Consider the following 19,182-nt stretch of genomic DNA (forward strand, 5'->3'; position numbering starts at 1 on the left):
TCACACCCATGTCCTGGGGCGGTAACGGTTGGCCCGCTCCACCAGTTCGATCCGTTCCTCACCGCGCTGGGCCAGCCGCGCGAGCACCCGGTACGAGCGCTCCAGCCCGAACCGCAGCCCCCGCTCGTCCAGCGGGCTGCCGAGCAGCACGCCCGGATGCGGGGGCGCGGCGGGGCCGCCCTGGCCGCCGGAGAGCACCCAGTCCAGCGCCGTGCCGAGCACCTCCGTCGACAGCCGTTCGCGCCGCACGGCGTCCAGCCCGAAGTCCGCGAGCCGCTCCACCTGCCCGGCGGCGGCCCGCAGGTCCGTCAGCAGCGGCTCGCGCGCCGAGCGCTGCCGCAGCCGGGCCCGCACCGCCGCCACGCGGGCCGCGGTGTAGTGGATGGACGCCTCCGGCACGGACTCCAGGGCCCGTACCGCGCCCGCCCGGTCCCCCGTGGCCAGCCGCACCCGGGCCAGCGCGAACGCGGCGCTGACGAAGCCCGGGTCGGTCGCCCACACCAGACGGTAGTACTCGGCGGCGTTGTCCAGCTGTCCGAGCACCTCCGCGCACACCCCGAGCGCCAGCTTGGGCGCGGGCTCGCCGGGGAACGCGTCGTAGACGGCGTCGAAGGACAGCGCGGCCCGCTCGTGGTCGCCGACGGCCAGGGCGTGGACGCCGCGGTGCCAGATGGTGCGCCAGTCGTCGGGCCGCGCCGCCTCCAGCGCGCCGATCGCCTGCCCGGCCGGGCCGTCCTCGCCGAGCTCCAGCTGGGCCCGCACCCGGCGCAGCCGCAGCTCCGCCGAGTCCGTCGGCGCCGCCTGCAGGGCGGCGTACAACTCGGCGGGCTGCGAGGCGAGCAGGCCCGCGAGGAACCCGGCGTTCGGGTCGGCCGCGTCGACGCGGGGCAGCGGCAGGGCCAGGGCGGCGGCCCGGGCGTCGAGCCGGGCGAGCCCGGCGACGGCCGGTGCGGGCGCCGGTGGGACCGCCCGGGACGCCCGGGCCGCGGGAAGTCCCGGGGCCACAGGGGACGCCGGGAGGGCGGGGGCGCCGGGCCCGGATCCGGCGGGCAGGGGCACGGGCGGCGTGGCGCCCGTCAGCGGTGCTCCGCCGCGGCTGCCCAGGAGGCGGGGCCGGCGCGGCGGCACGCGCACGCCCAGCGCGGAGACCTCGCCGGCCGGCTCCTCGAACAGCAGGGTGTCCACCACCCGCGGCTCGGGCCCGAACAGCGTGGACACCGCAGGCCGGGGCGCGCCCGTCTGCAGCGCCACCACTTCCCGCAGCACCCCGGTCAGCTGCTCCGCCATCTCGTCGGCGGAGCCGAACCGGCGGGCCGGGTCGGGGTCGGTGGCCCGCACGAGCAGCCGGTAGAAGGACTCGTAGCGGGTGAAGACGGCGATGTTCTCGGGGTCGGGCAGGCGGTCCGCGAAGACGTTGGTGTAGCCCTGGAAGTCGAAGGTCAGCACGGCGAGCGTGCGCGCCACCGTGTAGAGGTCGGAGGCCACGGACGGGCCCACCTCGGCGACCTCGGGGGCCTGGTAGCCGACCGTGCCGTAGATGGGGCCGTCGTGGTCGTCCATGCGGCGCACCGCACCCATGTCGATCAGCTTGAGCCGGTCCTGCTGCTGAATGGCGTTGTCGACCTTGAAGTCGCAGTACAGCAGGTTGCGGCTGTGCAGGTGGGCGAGCGCCTCCAGCGCCTCGATGCCGTACGCGCACGCCTGCTCGACCGGCAGCGGGTCGCGTCGGCCGTCGGGGGTGCGCCGCTCGTTGGCGATCTCCTTGAGGGACTTCCCGCCCACGTACTCCATGACGATGTAGCCGTCGAGGCTGCCGGTGCGCTGGTCGAGGTGCTCGACGAAGTTGTAGATGCGCACGATGTTGGAGTGCTCGATCTCGGCGAGGAAGCGCCGCTCGGAGACGGCGGCCGCCAGCGCGTCCTCGTCGCCCGTGTCGAGCAGGCCCTTGAGCACCACCCAGCGGTCGGAGACCGCCCGGTCGATCGCCAGGTAGATCCAGCCGAGCCCGCCGTGCGCCAGACAGCCCGCCACCTCGTACTGCCCGTGGACCACGTCGCCCGGGTGCAGCTTGGGCACGAACGAGTACGGGTGGCCGCACTTGGTGCAGAAGCCCTCCGTGCGGCCGGGCCGGTCGGCGCGCGAACGCCCCACGGGCGCCCCGCAGTCGCTCCTGCTGCAGAACCGCTTGCGCTCGGGCACCTCCGGGTTCTCCAGGACCGCCGAGCGGGGCTCCGGCCGGGGCACGCCCGGCATGCTGACCAGCCCCGCACCCAGCTTGTTGCGCCCGGAGGCGGCGGCCGTCGAGGGCCCGCTGCGCACCGACACCGAGGGCGCCCCGTCGGCCCCGGAGCCCGCGGTCGGCGACCGGGACAGCCGCCCGGACACCGACCGGCGGGAGCCCGAGGACCCCGACGAGCGCGAGGACCGCCCCGAGGAGCCGGACGAGGACCCCGAGGAGCCGCTGCCCGCGCCCTCCGGGGCGCCGCCCCCGCCGCCCGCCCGGGTGACGCCGGTGGCCGGCGAGCCCACCAGCCCGCCCGCCGTGACGACCGGGGCCAGCCCGCACGTGTCGCAGTACAGCTCGCCGCCGCCGACGTCCTCGTAGGCGCCGGCGCAGCCCGGCCGCTGGCAGCTGGTGCCGGTCATGATTCCCCCCTGTCGTCGCCGGACCCCAAGGCGGTGGACCGCACCGGCGGGGCCGCGGTCACGGCCTGCTGGAAGCGCAGGACGGCCTGCTCCGCGGCGAACAGGTCGCAGGGCGCGCTCCACAGCATGCGCCGCGCCGCGTCGTACCGCTCCAGGACGAAGGGGTCCTCCGCCAGCCCCAGCCGGGACGCCTTCGCCTTGTACGCGTCCAGCCGCCCGCGCAGCTCGGCCCGCACGGCCAGCGGCGCGGTCACCGCCGTCAGCGACTCGCGGGCCCGCAGTAACTCCTCCTCGGCGCGCTGCTCCAGGCCCTCCAGGAGCGGGGAGAGCAGGTGCCACTGCGCCCGTCTGCGCTGCTCGGAGGCGGCCGACAGCTGCTCGTAGAGCGCGGTCGGCGGGCCGGAGACGGCGGGCACCTCGGACGCGGCGATCTTCGACAGGACCTCGACGCGGGCCTGCCGGGCCTCGCCCAGCGTGCGGTCGGCGCGCGAGAGCACGTCGCGCACCCGCATCAGCCGCTGCTCGGCGTCCTGGCGCACGTCCAGGACGGCCTCGACCTCCCGCCGCACGTCCTCCAGGGCGAGGGCGGCCCGGTCGTAGCGGCCGGTGTCCGGGCGGCCGCCGCCCGGCGCGGAGCTGGGGGAGGCGCCGCTCCAGAACGCGAGCGGATCCGATATCACTTCGCACCGCAGCGCGGACAGTTCGCGGTCGATCCGTTCGAGGTCGTCGCCGGCCGGGTGCTCGCCCGGACGCACGCCCACCGAGTGGGCCAGGGCCCGCACGCGCTGCAGCTCGGCGGCGAGCAGGTCGATGCGGGCGGGCAGCGCGGACCAGACGGAGTCGGCGACGACCACCACGTCCAGCGCCTGCGCGTACCAGCCGTTCATCCGGTCGACGAGGTCGGTCAGGCTCAGCCGCTCGCTGAGCCGGGCCGGGCCGCCGAGGACGGCCAGGCCGGCCGTCGGCGGGCCGCCGGGCAGGGTCAGGCCGCTGCCGCGCAGCAGGTCGGTCAGCTCGGACAGCTCGCCGTGGGTGGGCCAGCGCCGGCGCCCGCGCAGCTCACGGGCCGCCTCCAGCGCGTCGGTGTAGGCGTCGAAGTACACCCACAGCTGGGTGATGAGCTGCTCGGTGACCGCCCACCGCGCTCTGGTGGTGCCGGTCAGCTCCGCCCCCTCCAGCAGACGGCGCCCGGCGTGGTCCTGCAGGGCGAGGAGCGAGGACTCGACGGCCTCGTGCTCCGCGCCGAGCCGCGCCAGCGCACGGTCCACCTCCTCGCGGCTCAAGGCCGGCCCGGTGGGCCCCGCGACCGCCATCGATCCCCTCTCCTGTCCGCGGCCCGCGCCGCGCACGAACGCTGTGAACGGTAGTCCTCGCCGGTCGCCGTGCCGGCCGCTCCGTCGGTCCCCGTCGCGCTGTCGTTGCTCCGTGTCCCCTCAGTCCTTGTACTTCGGCTCCGGCGGGGCGGTGATCCCCTTGAGGTCGTGCTCCAGCCACTTGCGGTAGGCCAGCATCCAGGGGCTCGCGGCGCCGCCCTGCCGGTAGTCCTCCAGCACTGCGTTGACCCGGCGTACCAGGTCCGCGTCCTTGAGGTTCATCGCCACGCCGTAGGACTCGGTGGTGAACGGTTTGCCGACGAGTCGCACGGACGGGTCCTGGGCCGCCTGACCGGCGGCCAGGGCGCTGTCGGTGATCACCGCGTCGACCTGTCCCAGCTGGAGCCGGACGAGGCAGTCGAGCTGGTTGGGCACGGTGAGCACGAAGGCGCCGTGCGACTCGTGTCTGAGCTCGCTCTCGCCCGTGGATCCTTTGGCCGTACAGACTTTCTTCCCCTTCAAGGTGTCGTCGAACGCCGTGACCGGTGAACCCTTGGGGGCCAGCACCTGCTGCCCGGCCTCGAAGTAGGCCGTGGAGAAGGCGACTTGCTTGATCCGGTCACAGTTGATGGTCATCGTGCGCGCGATGATGTCCACCTTGCCCTTTTCCAGGGCGGGTATGCGCTGGTTCGTGGGGATCGCCAGAAAGGTGACCTTGCCGGGGTCGCCGAGGACGGCCTTGGCGACGGCCCGCACCAGGTCGATGTCGAAGCCGCTCAGCTCGCCCGTGGCCGGGTCGCGGTAGCCCCAGCGGTAGCTGTTCTGGTCGACGCCGGCGATGAGCCGGCCGCGGTTCTTGATGCGCTGCACCGCCGGGCCGTCGGCCGTCGACGGCCGCAGGCTCGCCTCCGGCGCCGTGCAGGCCGCCGGCGCCCGGGCGGCGGCCACGGACGCCCCGTGCGGCCCGGGCCGCACGGGGTCCACGGACCGCTCCGGGTGTCCGGCCGCGGACGACGGCAGCAGCGCCGTGGCGGCCACCGCGGCCACCGCACACCCGACGGCCGCCGCCGGCCCGCGCCGCCGGCCCGTCCCTGCGCGCATGCGTCCTCCCCCCGTCACCGGTACTCCGCCAGCCTGCGCCCGATGCCGAGCACCGCACCCGCCGCGCCCAGCACGGCCAGGACGACGGCGCCGACGGCCAGCCCGGCGAGCGCGCCGCGCCCGTCGTCCGCCGCCCGCCGGAACTCGCCCTGCTCGTGCGTCAGGGCCCGGCTCAGCCCGGTGTCCACCCGGTCGAACGACTCGCCCGTACTGTCCTTCTCGCCGATCACCTTCGGCAGCGCCCGTTCGTAGTACCCGCTGTCGTCGGAGGCGCGCGCGTCGCGGTGGCGCTGCTGCCACTGCCGTACGTCCCTGATCGCACCGGCCACCGGGTCGCGGCCGGCCGCGCCGTCGGCCAGCGCCTGTGCCCGGTCCAGCAGGCTGCCCTCCTCGGGCGCGCCGCCCACCGGGACGCCGTCCCCGCCGATGAGCTTCTGCATGCCCGCCCGGTAGCTGCTCTCGTAGGCGTCGTCGCCGCGCGGGGTGAGCACCGCACCGCGCGCCACCAGGGTCAGGCTCTCGTCGCCCCGGGCCTGGAGCGCCGCGATCCGGGCCTCGTTGAGCACCTGCAGCGACTTCGCGCCGTGCTCGTAGGACTGGGTCAGCCCCGCCCGGGCCACGCCGTGCCCGACGGCCAGCCACAGCAGCAGCACCGTCGCGGCGGCGGTGGAGGCCAGCAGGCCGTGGTTGAGCACGCGGTTGGTGCGCAGGTAGGTGCGGCGCTGCGCCCAGCCCAGGGCGCCCAGGGCCAGCACTCCGGTGGCGAACGCCGCCCAGGGCAGGTCCTTGGCGTCGCCGTAGTCGGAGCCCAGCCGGCCGGTCTCCGTCTCGTACAGCGCGCGGGCCGCGGGCAGCAGCTCCTCGCGCATCCGGTCGCTGGCGTAGCGCAGGTAGGCGCCGCCCAGCGGCAGGCCCTGCCGGTTGTTGGCACGGGCGGACTCCACCAGTCCGGTGTAGAGGGGGAGTTGCTCGTTGAGCTTGGCTATCCGGGGGCCGGCCGGGTCGCCGGCGTCGGTGTTGGCGGCGGCCTTGACCAGCAGCTCGGAGGCGCGGGCGATGTCCTTCTCGTACCGCTGGCGCACCGCCCGCGGCTCCTGCCCGCCGGCCAGGAAGCCCCCGGCGGCGGCGGTGTCGGCGTCGGCGAGGGAGCGGTAGATGTCCGCGGCGTCGGCGCTCAGCGGCTGGCTGTGGCCGATGACGGCGTCCGCGGCCGCGGCCCGGCCGGAGACCTGCCAGGCGGTGACCGAGCCGAAGAGGACGAGCAGCCCGGCCAGGGCGGCCCCGATGATGCGCAGTCTGCCGGGCTCGGTGGTGGCCGTGGATCTCAGACGGTCCAGCCCCTCGCGCCACGCGCTGTGCCCCGCGCCCGGATCCGGCTGCGGTGATGACGACACGTGACCTCCCCCTCGGTCGCCGGCTGTGCCCGGCCAGCCAGTATGGCCGCAGGGACTGACAAACACACCGGTTGTGCACCGATCTTGTGCGGACCGGGATCTTCACGGGCGCGTGCGTACGGTCCTTTCACCTCATTTCACGCGTGCCCTGCCAGTTCGGTTCCCGTACGAGGGTGGGGCCGGACGCCGCCTCAGGGGCCGGCCGGCTCCGCGTAACGGCTGCGCAGCCGCGCATAGGCCGCCGCGGGGGCCGCCGCGTGGTCCAGGGCCAGCAGGGCGGCGCCCAGGACCGGTGGGGCCGTGACGAGCCGGGGCACGGCCAGCGGGGCGCGGGCGGCCAGCAGGCTCACGATCCGCTCGTGCAGCAGCGGGTGGCGGGCCGCGAGCACGCCGCCGCCCAGGATCACCGGAACCTTCGCGTCCAGCAGGTCCAGCCGGGTCAGGACGGTCGTCACCATCGCGACGACCTCGTCGGCCTGCCGGGCCACCAGCGCCCCGGCGACCCGGTCCCCGTCCGCGGCCACCGCGAAGAGCACCGGCGTCAGTTCGTGCCGGCGCCCCTCCGGGATCCGGCCCAGGTGCAGGGCCTCGATGAGCTCCGGCATGCCGGCCAGCTTGAAGTGGGCGGGCAGCGCCCGGGCCAGCGCCGTGGCCTCGCCCCGGCCGTCCGCGGCACGCGCGGCCCACCACAGGGCCTCCTCCGCCAGGCCCCCGCCGCCGCCCCAGTCGCCGGAGATCCGGCCGATGGCGGGGAAGCGGGCCGTGCGCCCGCCGGGGGCCGTGCCCGAGCAGTTGATACCCGCGCCGCACACCACCGCGACGCCCGCCGGCTCGCCCTCGTCGGCCAGCCCCGCGCGCAGCAGCGCGAAGGTGTCGTTGGCGACGGTGACCGTACGGCCCCACCCGTGCCCGGAGATCTCCTGCGCCAGCTGCTCCTCCTCCACCGGCAGGTCGGCGTTGGCCAGGCACGCCTGTACGTGGTCCACCCGCGGCGGAGCGGTCATGCCCGCCCGTTCCGCCGCCCGCGCGACGAGGGCCGCCAGCTCCCGCACCGCCCGCGCGGCCCCCACGCGCGGTGGCTGGAAGCCTCCGCCGCGCGCCGTGCCGAGCACCGTGCCGCAGGCGCCCACCAGTGCCACGTCCGTCTTGCTGTTGCCCGCGTCGATGGCGAGCAGCGCGCCGCTCACGCCCACGCGAGGTGCTCCCGGTTGTGCGCGAGGAGCTCGTCGGTCAGTCGGTCCGCGTAGGCGCTCTGCCCGATCAGCGGATGCGCCAGCAGCGCCGCGAAGACGCGGTCGCGGCCGCCCTTGAGGGCCGCCTCCAGGGCCAGGTGCTCGTACGCCGTCACGCCCGCGACCAGCCCGGAGTACAGCGGCTCCAGGGGGCGTACGGGCAGTGGCCGGGCGCCGTGGGCGCCGACCGTCGCCGGCACTTCGACGACCGCGTCGTCCGGCAGGAACGGCAGGGTGCCGTGGTTGAGGGTGTTGACCACCTGCACGTCGCCCGTGTCCGCCAGCAGGGAGGAGGTGAGCGCCACGGCCGCCTCGGAGTAGAAGGCGCCGCCGCGCCGGGCCAGCAGCTCCGGCTTCTCGTCCAGGGCCGGGTCGGCGTACAGGGCCAGCAGCCGCCGTTCCATGTCGGCCACCTCGGCCGCGCGCGAGGGCTTGTTGCGCAGTTCCTCGACGACCGCGTCGTGCTCGTAGAAGTAGCGCAGGTAGTACGAGGGCACGACGCCCAGCCGGTCCAGCAGGGCGCGCGGCATGCGCAGGTCCGCGGCGATCGCCTGACCGTGCTCGGCGAGCAGCCGGGGCAGCACGTCCTGCCCGCCTACCCGCACCGCCCGCTCCCAGGTGAGGTGGTTCAGGCCCACGTGCTCCAGCTCGACCTCCTGGGGCGCGACCCCGAGGAGCTTCGCGAACTTCCGCTGGAAGCCGATGGCCACGTTGCACAGGCCCACCGCCCGGTGCCCGGCCGTCAGCAGGGCGCGGGTGACGATGCCGACCGGGTTGGTGAAGTCGACGATCCAGGCTTCGGGGTTGCGGCGGCGCACGCGCTCGGCGATGTCGAGCACCACCGGCACGGTGCGCAGCGCCTTGGCGAGGCCGCCCGCGCCGGTGGTCTCCTGCCCCACGCAGCCGCACTCCAGCGGCCACGTCTCGTCCTGCTCGCGGGCCGCCTGCCCGCCCACGCGCAGCTGCAGCAGCACCGCGTCGGCGCCGTCCACGCCCGCGTCGAGGTCGGCGGTCCAGGTGACGCGGCCCGGGTGGCCCTGCCGGGCGAGGATCCGCCGGGCGAGGCCGCCGACCAGCTCCAGCCGGTCGGCGGCCGGGTCGATCAGGACCAGCTCCGTCACCGGCAGCACCTCGCGCAGCCGGGCGAAGCCGTCGACGAGTTCGGGGGTGTAGGTCGAGCCTCCGCCGACCACGGCGAGCTTCATACGCGCTTCATGGGAACACTCATCCCTTGACTCCGGTGAGGGTGACGCCTTCGACGAAGGCTTTCTGGGCGAAGAAGAAAACGAGGACGACGGGTGCCATGACGAGCAGGGTGGCGGCCATGGTCAGGTTCCAGTTGACGCCGTGGGCGCTCTTGAACGACTCCAGGCCGTACGAGAGGGTCCACGCGCCCGGGTTCTGGGCCGCGTAGATCTGGGGCCCGAAGTAATCGTTCCAGCAGAAGAAGAACTGAAACAGTGCGACCGCGGCGATGCCGGGCCGGGCCATCGGCACGACGATGTGCAGCAGCGTGCGCAGCTCCCCGCAGCCGTCGAGGCGCGCCGCCTCCAGGCAGGAGGAGGGAAGGGTGAGGAGGAACTGCCGCAGCAGGAAGATGGAGTACGCGTCGCCGAACGCCAGCGGAACGATCAGCGGCCACAACGTCCCCGACAGGTGCAGTTGCTGGGCCCACACGAGGTACATGGGGACGATCACGACCTGGGGCGGCAGCATCATCGTGGAGACCACGAGCAGCATCACCGGGCGCCGCCCGCGGAAGCGGAACTTCGCGAGCGCATAGGCGACCGGGAGGGACGAGCACACCGTGAAGAGCGTGCCCAGCCCGGCGTACAGCAGCGAGTTGCGCCACCAGTCGAGGAAGCCGGGCGTGCGGAAGACCTCGGCGTAATTGGACCAGTGCCACTCTTGGGGCCACAGTTCACCGCTCATCGCCTGTTCGTCGCTCATGACGGAGGTCAGGAGGACGAAGACGAAGGGCAGGGTGAAGAAGAGGGCGGCGGCCACGGCCGTGGTGTGGACGGCTATCCAGTGCAGGGCGCGCTTGCGGGTCATCGGCGTTCAGTCCTCCGCCGTCAGGAGGCCGGCGCGCCGGCGCATCAGCAGCGAGGTCACGGTCATGGCCAGGGCGAAGAGCACGAGCGAGAGGGCGCACGCCGCACCGGTGTTGAAGTTCTGGAAGCCCAGGGAGTAGACGAGCTGGGGCACGGTGAGGGTGGAGTGGTCGGGGTAGCCGGGCTGGACGACCGAGCCCGGGCCGATGCTCACGCCGGAGGCGAGCTTCCCGGCGACGAGGGCCTGGGTGTAGTACTGCATCGTCTGCACCACTCCCGTCACCACCGCGAACATCACGATCGGGGTGATCGCCGGCCAGGTGACGTAGCGGAACGTGGCCAGGCGGCCGGCGCCGTCGAGCTCGGCGGCCTCGTACTGCTCCTTGGGCACGTCCAGCAGGGCCGCCATGAAGATCACCATGAGGTCGCCGACGCCCCACAGCGACAGCAGGACCAGCGAGGGCTTGGCCCAGGCGGGGTCGCCCCACCAGTTCGGCGCGGGGACCCCGACCGCGGAGAGGATCTCGTTGACCGGCCCCGTCCCCGGGTTGAGGAGGAAGACGAAGGCCACGGTCGCGGCCACGGGCGGCGCGAGATAGGGCAGGTAGAAGGCGGTGCGGAAGAAGCCGGCGCCCGTCTTCACCTTGGTGACCAGCAGCCCGATGCCGAGCCCGAAGGCGACCCGCAGCGTCACCGTCACCACCACGAGCCACAGGGTGTTCCACAGGGCCGGCCCGAACAGCGGCATCTGGCGCAGCACGTAGGTCCAGTTGCGCAGGCCCACGAAGGTCGGGGCCTGGATCTGGTTGTAGTGCATGAAGGAGAAGTAGACGGTGGCGAGAAGCGGATAGCCGAAGAAGACGGTGAAGCCGACCAGCCAGGGGGAGAGGAAGCCGAGCGTGCGCAGCCGCTCGCGGAGGTGTCTTCGGCGCAGCTCGGGAGCGGCGGGGAGGGGGGCCATGGGCGGGCTCCGTCAGTTGGCGGACTGGAGGGTGTCGGCGTCTATCTGCCGGTCGAGCGCGCGCAGCCCCTTGTCCAGGTCGCGGACCCTGCCCGCCTCGACGGCGTACGCGAAGTCCTGCAGGGCGGTGATGTACATCCCGCCGTTGACGGAGGGCGGCATGGAGACGCTGTGCCGGTTCTGGGCGATGGACAGGAAGGTGCGGAAGGCGGGGTCGGCGTCGAGGGCCGGCGAGGCGAGGGCGGCCTTGGTGGAGGGGACGTTGTGGATGGCGTTCGCGAAGGCGACCACCTGATCGGTGTCGGTCGTCAGGAACTTCACCAGCTCCCAGGCGGCGTTCCGGTGCTTGCTGCTGTGCGCGATGCCCGCGACGGTGCCGGTCAGGTAGCCGCGCCCGTACGTGTCCGGCCGGTCGTCGGGTACGGGCATGGGCGCGGTCGCCCACCGGAAGGACGGCCGGGCGTCCGCCAGCATCAGGCTGCGCCAGGAACCGTCCAGGTGCATGGCGAGCTTCCCGGTCAGGAAGGCGTTCTGCGAGGACATCTCGTCGCCGAAGGTGGTGCGGAACCTCTCCAGCGGGCCGTAGCCGCCGAGCGCGGTGATCAGGTCCCGTTGCACGCCGAAGAACTGCCGTGCCGCGGGCTCCCGGGAGAGGCGGGACCTGCCCTCCTCGTCGAAGTAGCGCGGGGCCCACTGGGCGAAGAGCCGGTCCGGGCTGTTCTCGTAGAGGCGGAAGTTGGGCATGAACCCCACCCGCCGGTACGAGCCGTCCTCCGTCCGCCGGGTGAGCTTCACGGCCGCGGCCTTGAACTCGGACATGGTGCGCGGCGGCCGGGAGATGCCCGCCTCCTCGAAGGCGTCCCGGTTGTAGTACATCCCGTAGGCGTCGGCGAGCAGGGGCAGGGCGCACTGCGTTCCCCGGTAGCGCGTGTAGTCCAGGAGCGTCCCGGGGAAGATCGCCTTCTTGTCGAGGCCGGACCTGCGCAGGAAGGGGTCGAGGTCGACCCACATGCCCGAGGAGCAGTACTGCCCCACGTTGTTGGTGGTGAAGGAGGAGACGACGTCGGGTGCCTTCCCGCCGCCGGCCCGCAGCGCCTGGTTGACGGTCTCGTCGGTGACGCTGCCCGTCGCCTCCACCCGGATGTGGGGGTAGCGCTTCTCGAACCGGGCGATCGCCTCGTCGACGGCCTTGACCTCGTTCTTCTCCGACCAGCCGTGCCAGAAGCGGAGGGTGACCGGCCGGGTCGGGTCGTCCCGGTCGCTGCCGGTACCCGGGTTCGCGCAGCCGGTGAGCAGCAGGCCCGCCGTCACGAGCAGGGCCAGGAGCGGGGCCGGTAAGCCGTGGGGTCCGCTTCGGGGCATGACGGAACGTCCTTTCCGACGGGGGAGGGCGGGGAGGTTTCGCTCCGGAGGACAGGGGCGAGGGGCGTCCGGTGGTCAGGCCGTGTCGAAGACGATGTCGCGGGTGTCCGCGAGGGCGGTCCGCAGGGCGCCGATGAGGATGGGGGAGCCCTCCACCGAGCTCAGCCGCAGGTGCGGCCGGGGCAGGGCGAGCCCGGTCATGTCCGCCTCGACGAGGGCGCGCAGCCGCTCGCCCCCGGCCTGGCAGAGCTTGCCGGAGAGCACCACGAGCGCGGGGTCGACGACGGCGACGACCGCCGCGAGGGCGCAGGCGATGTGGGTCGCGAGCTCCGCCAGGAGCACGTCGCCGGCGCCCTCGGTCCGCAGCGCGACCGTCACCGCCTCGGGCGCCGTCGGCGCCTCGATGCCCAGCTCCCGGGCCAGCCGGAGCACGGTGGAGTAGTCCACGAGCTGCTGGAAGCCGCCCCCGCCGTCCCCGATCGTGGCGTCGGGGCCGCCGCGGGCGAGCGGCGCTCCCGGCAGCGGCATGTAGCCGATCTCGCCGGCGCCGCCCGTGGCGCCGCGCAGCAGCCGTCCGCCCAGGACGACGGCGGCGCCGACGCCCTCGTCGATCCAGACGAGCACGTAGTCCTCGGCGTCCTGCGCGGCCCCGGCGTGCCGCTCGGCGACGGCGGCGAGGTTGACGTCGTTCTCGATGGCGACGGGCGTGCCGAGGGCCTCGGCGAGGTCGTCGCGCAGGGTCGTCGCGTGCCAGCCGGGCATGTGCGGGGCGTAGCGCAGGGTGCCGGTGCCCGGGTCGAGCGCTCCGGGGGTGCCGATGACGGTGCGGTGCAGGGCGTCGCGGGGGAGCCCGGCGGCGGCCAGGGCGCCGTTCACGGCCTCGGTCACCAGCTCGGTCGTGCGGCCGCGGACCGACTCGTCGAGGGCCACCGCCGCGACGCGGTGCTCTCCGACGACGGTGCCGGTGATGTCGGCGACGGCGGCCGTGATGCCCAGCTTGTCGACGGCGAGGCCGGCGACGTGCGCGATGTCCGGATTCACCTCGTACAGCTGGGCATTGGGCCCGGGGCGCCCCGTGACGTTGCCGACGGTGCGGACCAGTCCGGCGGCGGCGAGCCGGGTGAGCAGCTGGGAGGCGGTGGGCTTGGACAGGCCGGTGAGCTCGCCGAGGCGGGTGCGGGTGAGGGGGCCGTGGGCGACGAGCAGGTCGAGCGCGGCCCGGTCGTTCATGGCCCGCAGGACGCTGGGGGTGCCGGGGGTGCCCGTTCCTGCCATGGTGTCGCCCGCCCTTCGGCGGCCTGCTGGACAGCCGCTCTGTAAGGAAACTTTCCAATCGCTGGTGGTGTGAGGACGGTATGCGCACGTCAAAGACGCCGTCAAGAGGTCTGGACCAGCTTCCGCGGGCCCCCGGGCGGAAAAATGGCGCGACGTCGGATACGCCCCGGTGTTAGCTTCCCGCCCCATGGAACCACTCGGCGAGAACGACATACGCGCCTCCTTCGTCAACTGCTCGAAGGGTGAAGCGCGCAGGATCAGTCTGCCCCGCGGGCTGGCCGATCTCCCCTGGGCCGACCTGGACTTCCTGGGGTGGCGGGATCCGGGCGCGCCGGACCGCGGCTACCTCGTCGCCGAGCGCGGGGGAGAGCTGACCGGCGTCACCCTGCGCGTGCCGCAGGGCGGGCCCCGGGCCCTCACCAAGACCACCATGTGCTCGCTGTGCCTGACGGGGCACGGTGGCTCGGGCGTCTCCCTGCTGGCGGCCCGCAAGGTCGGCGCCTCCGGCCGCGAGGGCAACACGGTCGGCGCCTACATGTGCGCGGACCTGGCCTGCCCGCTGTACGTGCGGGGCAAGAAGGTGCCGCTGATGTCGATGCGCTACAAGGAGTCGCTGTCCCTGGAGGAGCGGCTGGAGCGGATGCGCACCCATGTGGACCAGTTCCTGGACAAGGTCTTCCAGGAACGCTGAAAGCCGGAGGGCTCCCTCGCCACATCGGCGGTGAGGGAGCCCTCGGCCCGTTCCCGTCCCTGTCCGGCCCGGCCGTCAGCCGATGCTGATGCCCTTGCCGAGCGTGGCGCCCGGCGGCACCGGGGCCGGCGCCGGTATCGGTGCCGTGGCCTGCGACTGCGGGGAGGTGGGGTTGGCCAGGACGGACGGCGCGGCGACGGCCGCCGCCGGGTCCGCGGGGAGCGCGGTCTCCAGGTCCGGCTCGACCGGGCGGCCCATGAGGCGGATGCCCTCCGCGTCCAGCGCGCGCTTGATGCGCCAGCGCAGCTCGCGCTCCACGCCGAGGGCCTTGCCGGGCATGGTCTTGGCCGACACGCGGATGACCACCGAGTCGAGGTAGATCGCGTTCAGGCCCAGCACCTCGACCGGCTCCCACAGCCGTTCGCTCCACGGCTCGGCCTTCTGCATGTCCTCACCGGTGCGCACGATGACCTCGCGCACCCGGTCCAGGTCCTCGTCCGAGCGGACCTGGACGTCGACGCCCGCCGTCGCCCAGCCCTGGCTGAGGTTGCCGATCCGCTTGACCTCGCCGTTGCGCACGTACCAGATCTCACCGTCCGTGCCCCGCAGCTTGGTGACCCGCAGGCCGACCTCGATGACCTCGCCGGAGGCCACCCCCGCGTCGATGGTGTCGCCGACGCCGTACTGGTCCTCCAGGATCATGAAGACGCCGGAGAGGAAGTCGGTGACCAGGTTCCGCGCGCCGAAACCGATGGCGACACCCGCCACACCGGCACTGGCCAGCAGCGGAGCCAGGTTGATCTTGAGTACCGAGAGCACGGTCAGTGCCGCCGTGCCCATGATCAGGAACGAGGCCACGCTGCGCAGCACGGAGCCGATGGCCTCCGAGCGCTGCCGGCGCCGCTCGGCGTTGACGAGCAGGCTGCCCAGGGCCGTGCCGTCGACGGCCTGCGCCGTGCGGTTCATGCGCGCGATGAGCTTGGTGATGGCGCGGCGGACGAGGTGGCGCATGGCCACCGCGATCAGGACGATCAGAACGATGCGCAGGCCGTTGCTGAGCCAGGTGGACCAGTTCTCTTCGACCCAGCCCGCGGCGTCGTTCGCCGTCCGTTGCGCCTCGTCCAGGGACGAGGGACGGGGCGTCGAGTCTGGGGCCGGGGCAGCGGACCAGAACACAGCAGGAACCCTCCGGTGTGGGACAGACCCGCGACGAGGAGCGGCACGGGGCAGACCCACCACACTAACGGGGCAGACCGCATGCCCCGTTGTTGTGTTCGATAAGCGACAGTTCTTGTGCGGGAATGGCGGTGGCTGGTTGAGGTGAGCTCCCAGGTGTGCGCCAAAACACCTGAGACCCGTTACCCGTGGATGGTGGCGCATCGGCCAGGGGCCAGGGGACACTTGCAGGAGATCGTCCCGGCGCGAGCCACGCGCCGCCGGCGTACAAGGAGGCACCCGTGCCGCACGTCCTGGTCCTCAACGCGTCGTACGAGCCGCTCGGCGTCGTACCGCTCCGCCGCGCGCTCATACTCGTCCTCAATGAGAAGGCCGTCAGCCTTGAGGACTCCGGCGCCTATCTGCACAGCGCGACCTGCACCATCCCCGCCCCCAGCGTCGTCCGCCTGAAGCGCTTCGTGAGGGTGCCCTTTCGGGGCCCCGTACCGCTCACCCGCCGTGCCCTGTTCGCCCGCGACGGCGGGCGCTGTGCGTACTGCGGTGGCGTCGCAACCAGCGTCGACCACGTGGTCCCGCGCAGCCGGGGCGGCCAGCACGCCTGGGAGAACGTGGTGGCTGCATGCCGCCGCTGCAATCACGTCAAGGCCGACCGGCACGTCTCGGAGCTCGGCTGGCGGCTGCGCCACCAGCCGGCACCGCCCTCGGGCCTGGCCTGGCGGATCATCGGCACGGGCCATAGGGACCCGCGCTGGCTGCCTTACCTGCAGGCATACGGCGCGGAGGACGCGATGGCCCGGATCGACGGCATCTCCGCCTGAGGTCCGGGCCACCGTTGTTTTCGGCCCCCGAGCGCCGGGCGGTGCCCTCGCGGCTCCGCCCGGTGCCTGCCCTAGTGGGCCGCGTACGCCTCGACCTGTCGCAACCCCGCCCCCTCCACGCGCACGAAACGCACCTCCGGGGCGTCCAGCCGCAGCGCGCCCGTGGCATCGGTGACGAACGCCGCGTCACGCCACGCCCGGCCGTCCGGTGAGACCTGCACGCGGTAGCGCGGAGGCCGTCCCGCCCAGTGCAGCACCACGCGTCCCAGCCGTACCGGCTGCGCCAGCTCCAGCAGTCGGGCGCTCCCCTCCGGGCGCAGGGCCGCCCCGCGCGCCAGATCCGGCCCCCCGGTCTGCGGATACGCCCGGACCGTCACCGTCCGCTCCCGTCCCGCCAGCCGCACCGGCACCGTGAAGACGCCCGCGGGCGTCCCCGCCGGGACCGACAGCTCGATCCGGACCGTGGTCACGCCGCCCCGCACGGCCGTGACCTCCGCGGGGGCCGTGACCGTCACCCCCTTCGGCGCCCGGACGGCCAGCGGCTCACGGACCGTCCCCGGCCGCTGGTCGATCACGCGGGCCTCGACGACCGCGGGGCGTCCACCGGCCTCCGCGTCCACCCGGTCCCGCGTGAGCTCCCACTCCGCCGGGGCGGTGTCGGCGAACCACGGGGCGAACTCGTGCACCGCCGGCGGGGCGCCCGCGCCGCCGGCGAAGACCACGCGCAGCGCGTCGGCCCGCAGCCCCCGGCCCGGCACCTGCGTCCAGCCGCCCTCCGCCACCGGCCCCAGCGGCTGCCAGCCCTTCTCCACGTCGTGCGCCTCCACGGTGCCGCCCGCCCCGGCCACCGGCGCGGTCAGCAGGGTGACCTGCGTCAGCGGGCGCGGCGCCGGCAGCCGCACGGCCAGCGGCGCGCCCGCCGGCCCGGCCACCGAGGTCGCCGGGTCACCGTCGGTGGCGGCGCCCGCGGTGCCCAGCGGCCGGTCGACGCCCGTCCACCCGTTGGCCCGGGCCAGCGCCTGGTCGAGGAAGGCGTCCAGGACGCCCTTGCCGACGGTGGCCCGGCCCGCCCGGATGCGGGCCCGCAGCCGCTGGACGTCGAGCTGGGCGTGCCAGGCCGCGCCGCCGTCGCCGCGCGCCTGCGCGGTGAGCATGTCCACCGCCCGCAGGCCCGCCTCGCCGTGCCGGGCCAGCTGCTCCAGCCACGGCCCCACCTCGTCGCCGAGGACCGGGCCGAGCCGCTCCCGGACCCCGGCCATCGTGCGGAAGGCGTCCTCCAGCCGGTCCGCCGCCCCGGCGAGCGCGGCGGCGTCGGTGCCGGACAGGGCGGACCGGAAGCCGTCCAGCAGCGGGCGCAGGTACGCCGACTCCTCGCCGCCCAGCACCGAGGAGACGTCGTTGCCGGCGAGCGCCCGCAACGCCGCGCGGGTCGGGCCGTCGCCGCCCGCCAGGTCGTCGACGGCCGCCCGCCAGGACTCGTCGGGGCGGTAGCCGCCCGGGTTCCAGGCGAAGTCGGCGGCGGTGAACAGCGGGATGCGGGAGGCGGTGGGCTGGGCCGCGGCGTTGGCGAGCAGTGCGGTCGAGCCGGTGGCCACCGCCGGTTCCCGGCCGGTGTAGGGCCCGAGGAAGATACGGTCCTGCGCGTAGTCGTTGACCGGGTAGTTGTCCATGGTCATCAACGGGTGCCCGAAGGCCGCCCGGGCCGCGGCCAGTTCACCGCCGGTGATGGTCCGGGGCACCACGCCCACGCCCGTCCACGCCACCTCCACGCGCGGGTCGAGCGCGTCGGCCAGTGCCCGCCGGAAGGCCGTGCGCCCGTCCTGGAAGTACTCGGTGGGCAGCAGCGACAGCGGCGCCGCCTCCGCGCCCTTGCCGGCCAGGTGCCGCGCCAGCTCGCCGGCCACCTTCGCCTGCGCCCGGGCCGCCGCCTTCGGCCCGGAGCCGAACGCGTCGGCGTCCTCGTCGCAGTGCCACTCGCTGTAGCTGACGTCCTCGAACTGCAGCTGGAAGGCGCGCACCCCCAGCGCCCACATCGCATCGGCCTTGCGCTTGAGCGCCCGCAGGTCCTCGCCGGAGGAGAAGCACATCGCCTGCCCGGGGGAGACGGCCCAGCCGAGCGTCACGTGGTTGCGGCGGGCCCGCTCGGCCAGCTCCCGGAACTCCGCGCGGCGCGCCGCCGGGTAGGGGTCGCGCCAGCGGGCCTGGCGGTACGGGTCGTCGCCGGGTGCGTACAGGTAGCGGTTCTGCTTCGTGCGGCCCATGAAGTCCAGCTGCGCCAGCCGCTGCCGGTGCGACCACGGCTGCCCGTAGAAGCCCTCGGTCAGCCCGCGCACCGCCGTCCCCGGCCAGTCGCGGATCACCGCCCCGGCGAAGGCGTGCCCGCCGTCCCGCTCCACGGCCAGCTGCCGCAGCGTCTGCGCGGCGTGGAAGAGGCCGTCCGCGTCCGCGCCCGCCAGGGCCACCACCGGCCGGCCGTCGAGCGCTCCGGTGGCCAGGCGGTAGCCGCCCGGCGGCAGGTCGCCCGCCGGCGGGGCGCCCAGCGCCCGCAGGGCCTCCTCGGCCGCCCGCCCGCCCGCGTGGACGATCAGCCCGCTGGGCGGCGGGGTGCCGCCGGGCTGGGCGTCGACGACGGTACGGGCCCCCGCGCCGTGCAGGATCGTGCGGAGCGCCTCGATCGCGTAGGGGTCGGTGCCCTGCTCGGCCATGAGGGTGACCTCGTCACCCACCCGGGCGAACCCGCCCCGGTCGCGCACCGACTGGGGGCGCGGCCACACGGGCGGCAGGTCGCCGGCGCCTTCCCGGTCCGGGGTGCCCGGCGTGCCGGTGGCGGCGGCAGCGTCGCCGGGCCGCGGGTCGGCGAGGGCGTCGCCGGCGCTGCCGAGCAGCCCGCCGAGGAGGGCGGCGGCCAGCACCGTGACCCGGGCCCGCCGCGAGCCGCGCCCGGCCGGGGTGCCCGGCCGGCCGAGGCGGCCGGTGCCCAGGGCCCGGCCGGCCGGCCCCGCGCCGCCGGCGTCGCGGCCTCCGCCCGAATCACGGCCTCCGCCCGAGGGGTCGTCGTCGCCCAGGAACCGCACGGCCTTCTCCTCGCCCCCGGATGTCACGCCCGGGTGTCGCTCCCGTGGTCGACGAGCCCATCACCAGGCGTGGAGCGTGTCAACG

Annotated in this window: 14 protein-coding genes; 2 read left to right on the forward strand and 12 right to left on the reverse strand. The window is 74.6% G+C overall.

Annotated elements, in window-relative coordinates; all coding sequences use genetic code 11:
* The 10 genes from IE182_RS13755 to IE182_RS13800 form a co-directional block, all read right to left on the reverse strand.
* Positions 1 to 2,646 (reverse strand): serine/threonine-protein kinase, encoded by a 2,646-nt coding sequence (locus IE182_RS13755; protein ID WP_190110076.1) that lies wholly within the window; start codon positions 2,644 to 2,646, stop codon positions 1 to 3.
* A complete protein-coding gene (locus IE182_RS13760) occupies positions 2,643 to 3,959 on the reverse strand; it encodes a coiled-coil domain-containing protein (RefSeq protein WP_190110077.1) in 1,317 nt (438 codons plus the stop codon). The genes IE182_RS13755 and IE182_RS13760 overlap by 4 nt, the downstream gene beginning before the upstream one ends.
* A gap of 120 nt (positions 3,960 to 4,079) precedes the next feature.
* Positions 4,080 to 5,060 (reverse strand): glutamate ABC transporter substrate-binding protein, encoded by a 981-nt coding sequence (locus tag IE182_RS13765; protein ID WP_190110078.1) that lies wholly within the window; start codon positions 5,058 to 5,060, stop codon positions 4,080 to 4,082.
* Positions 5,061 to 5,074: 14 nt separating this feature from the next.
* Positions 5,075 to 6,454 (reverse strand): GlnX family signal transduction membrane protein, encoded by a 1,380-nt coding sequence (locus IE182_RS13770; protein WP_190110079.1) that lies wholly within the window; start codon positions 6,452 to 6,454, stop codon positions 5,075 to 5,077.
* Positions 6,455 to 6,645: 191 nt separating this feature from the next.
* Positions 6,646 to 7,647 (reverse strand): N-acetylglucosamine kinase, encoded by a 1,002-nt coding sequence (locus IE182_RS13775; protein ID WP_190110080.1) that lies wholly within the window; start codon positions 7,645 to 7,647, stop codon positions 6,646 to 6,648.
* Positions 7,638 to 8,891: a 6-phospho-beta-glucosidase gene (locus IE182_RS13780; protein WP_190110081.1), complete on the reverse strand. Its 1,254-nt coding sequence runs from the start codon at positions 8,889 to 8,891 to the stop codon at positions 7,638 to 7,640. The genes IE182_RS13775 and IE182_RS13780 overlap by 10 nt, the downstream gene beginning before the upstream one ends.
* 19 nt (positions 8,892 to 8,910) lie before the next feature.
* A complete protein-coding gene (locus tag IE182_RS13785) occupies positions 8,911 to 9,741 on the reverse strand; it encodes a carbohydrate ABC transporter permease (protein WP_190110082.1) in 831 nt (276 codons plus the stop codon).
* A 6-nt stretch (positions 9,742 to 9,747) separates the two neighbouring features.
* Positions 9,748 to 10,701, reverse strand: a complete 954-nt coding sequence (locus IE182_RS13790; RefSeq protein WP_190110083.1) for a carbohydrate ABC transporter permease — start codon at positions 10,699 to 10,701, stop codon at positions 9,748 to 9,750.
* 12 nt (positions 10,702 to 10,713) lie between these two features.
* Positions 10,714 to 12,063, reverse strand: coding sequence for an ABC transporter substrate-binding protein (locus IE182_RS13795; RefSeq protein ID WP_190110084.1), 1,350 nt, complete (start codon positions 12,061 to 12,063; stop codon positions 10,714 to 10,716).
* 75 nt (positions 12,064 to 12,138) lie between these two features.
* The gene (locus IE182_RS13800; protein WP_229844796.1) at positions 12,139 to 13,338 is read right to left on the reverse strand and encodes an ROK family transcriptional regulator; all 1,200 of its coding nucleotides are present in this window, start codon (positions 13,336 to 13,338) and stop codon (positions 12,139 to 12,141) included.
* Between the two features lie 187 nt (positions 13,339 to 13,525).
* On the opposite strand from IE182_RS13800, the gene IE182_RS13805 reads away from it, so the two are divergent.
* The gene (locus IE182_RS13805) at positions 13,526 to 14,029 is read left to right on the forward strand and encodes an FBP domain-containing protein (RefSeq protein WP_190110085.1); all 504 of its coding nucleotides are present in this window, start codon (positions 13,526 to 13,528) and stop codon (positions 14,027 to 14,029) included.
* 75 nt (positions 14,030 to 14,104) lie between these two features.
* On the opposite strand, the gene IE182_RS13810 is transcribed toward IE182_RS13805, so the two are convergent.
* Positions 14,105 to 15,205, reverse strand: coding sequence for a mechanosensitive ion channel family protein (locus tag IE182_RS13810; RefSeq protein ID WP_190110086.1), 1,101 nt, complete (start codon positions 15,203 to 15,205; stop codon positions 14,105 to 14,107).
* Positions 15,206 to 15,486: 281 nt separating this feature from the next.
* Here IE182_RS13810 and IE182_RS13815 point away from each other — a divergent pair, with 281 nt between their 5' ends.
* Positions 15,487 to 16,023, forward strand: a complete 537-nt coding sequence (locus IE182_RS13815) for an HNH endonuclease (protein ID WP_190110087.1) — start codon at positions 15,487 to 15,489, stop codon at positions 16,021 to 16,023.
* Positions 16,024 to 16,094: 71 nt separating this feature from the next.
* Here the strand turns inward: IE182_RS13815 and IE182_RS13820 are convergent, their stop codons facing one another.
* Positions 16,095 to 19,124 carry a beta-N-acetylglucosaminidase domain-containing protein gene (locus tag IE182_RS13820; RefSeq protein ID WP_229844797.1) on the reverse strand — a complete coding sequence of 1,010 codons (3,030 nt, stop codon included), beginning with the start codon at positions 19,122 to 19,124 and terminating at the stop codon, positions 16,095 to 16,097.
* Positions 19,125 to 19,182 lie beyond the last annotated feature (58 nt).

It is taken from the genome of Streptomyces cinnamoneus, from assembly GCF_014650495.1.
GTDB lineage: Bacteria > Actinomycetota > Actinomycetes > Streptomycetales > Streptomycetaceae > Streptomyces > Streptomyces cinnamoneus.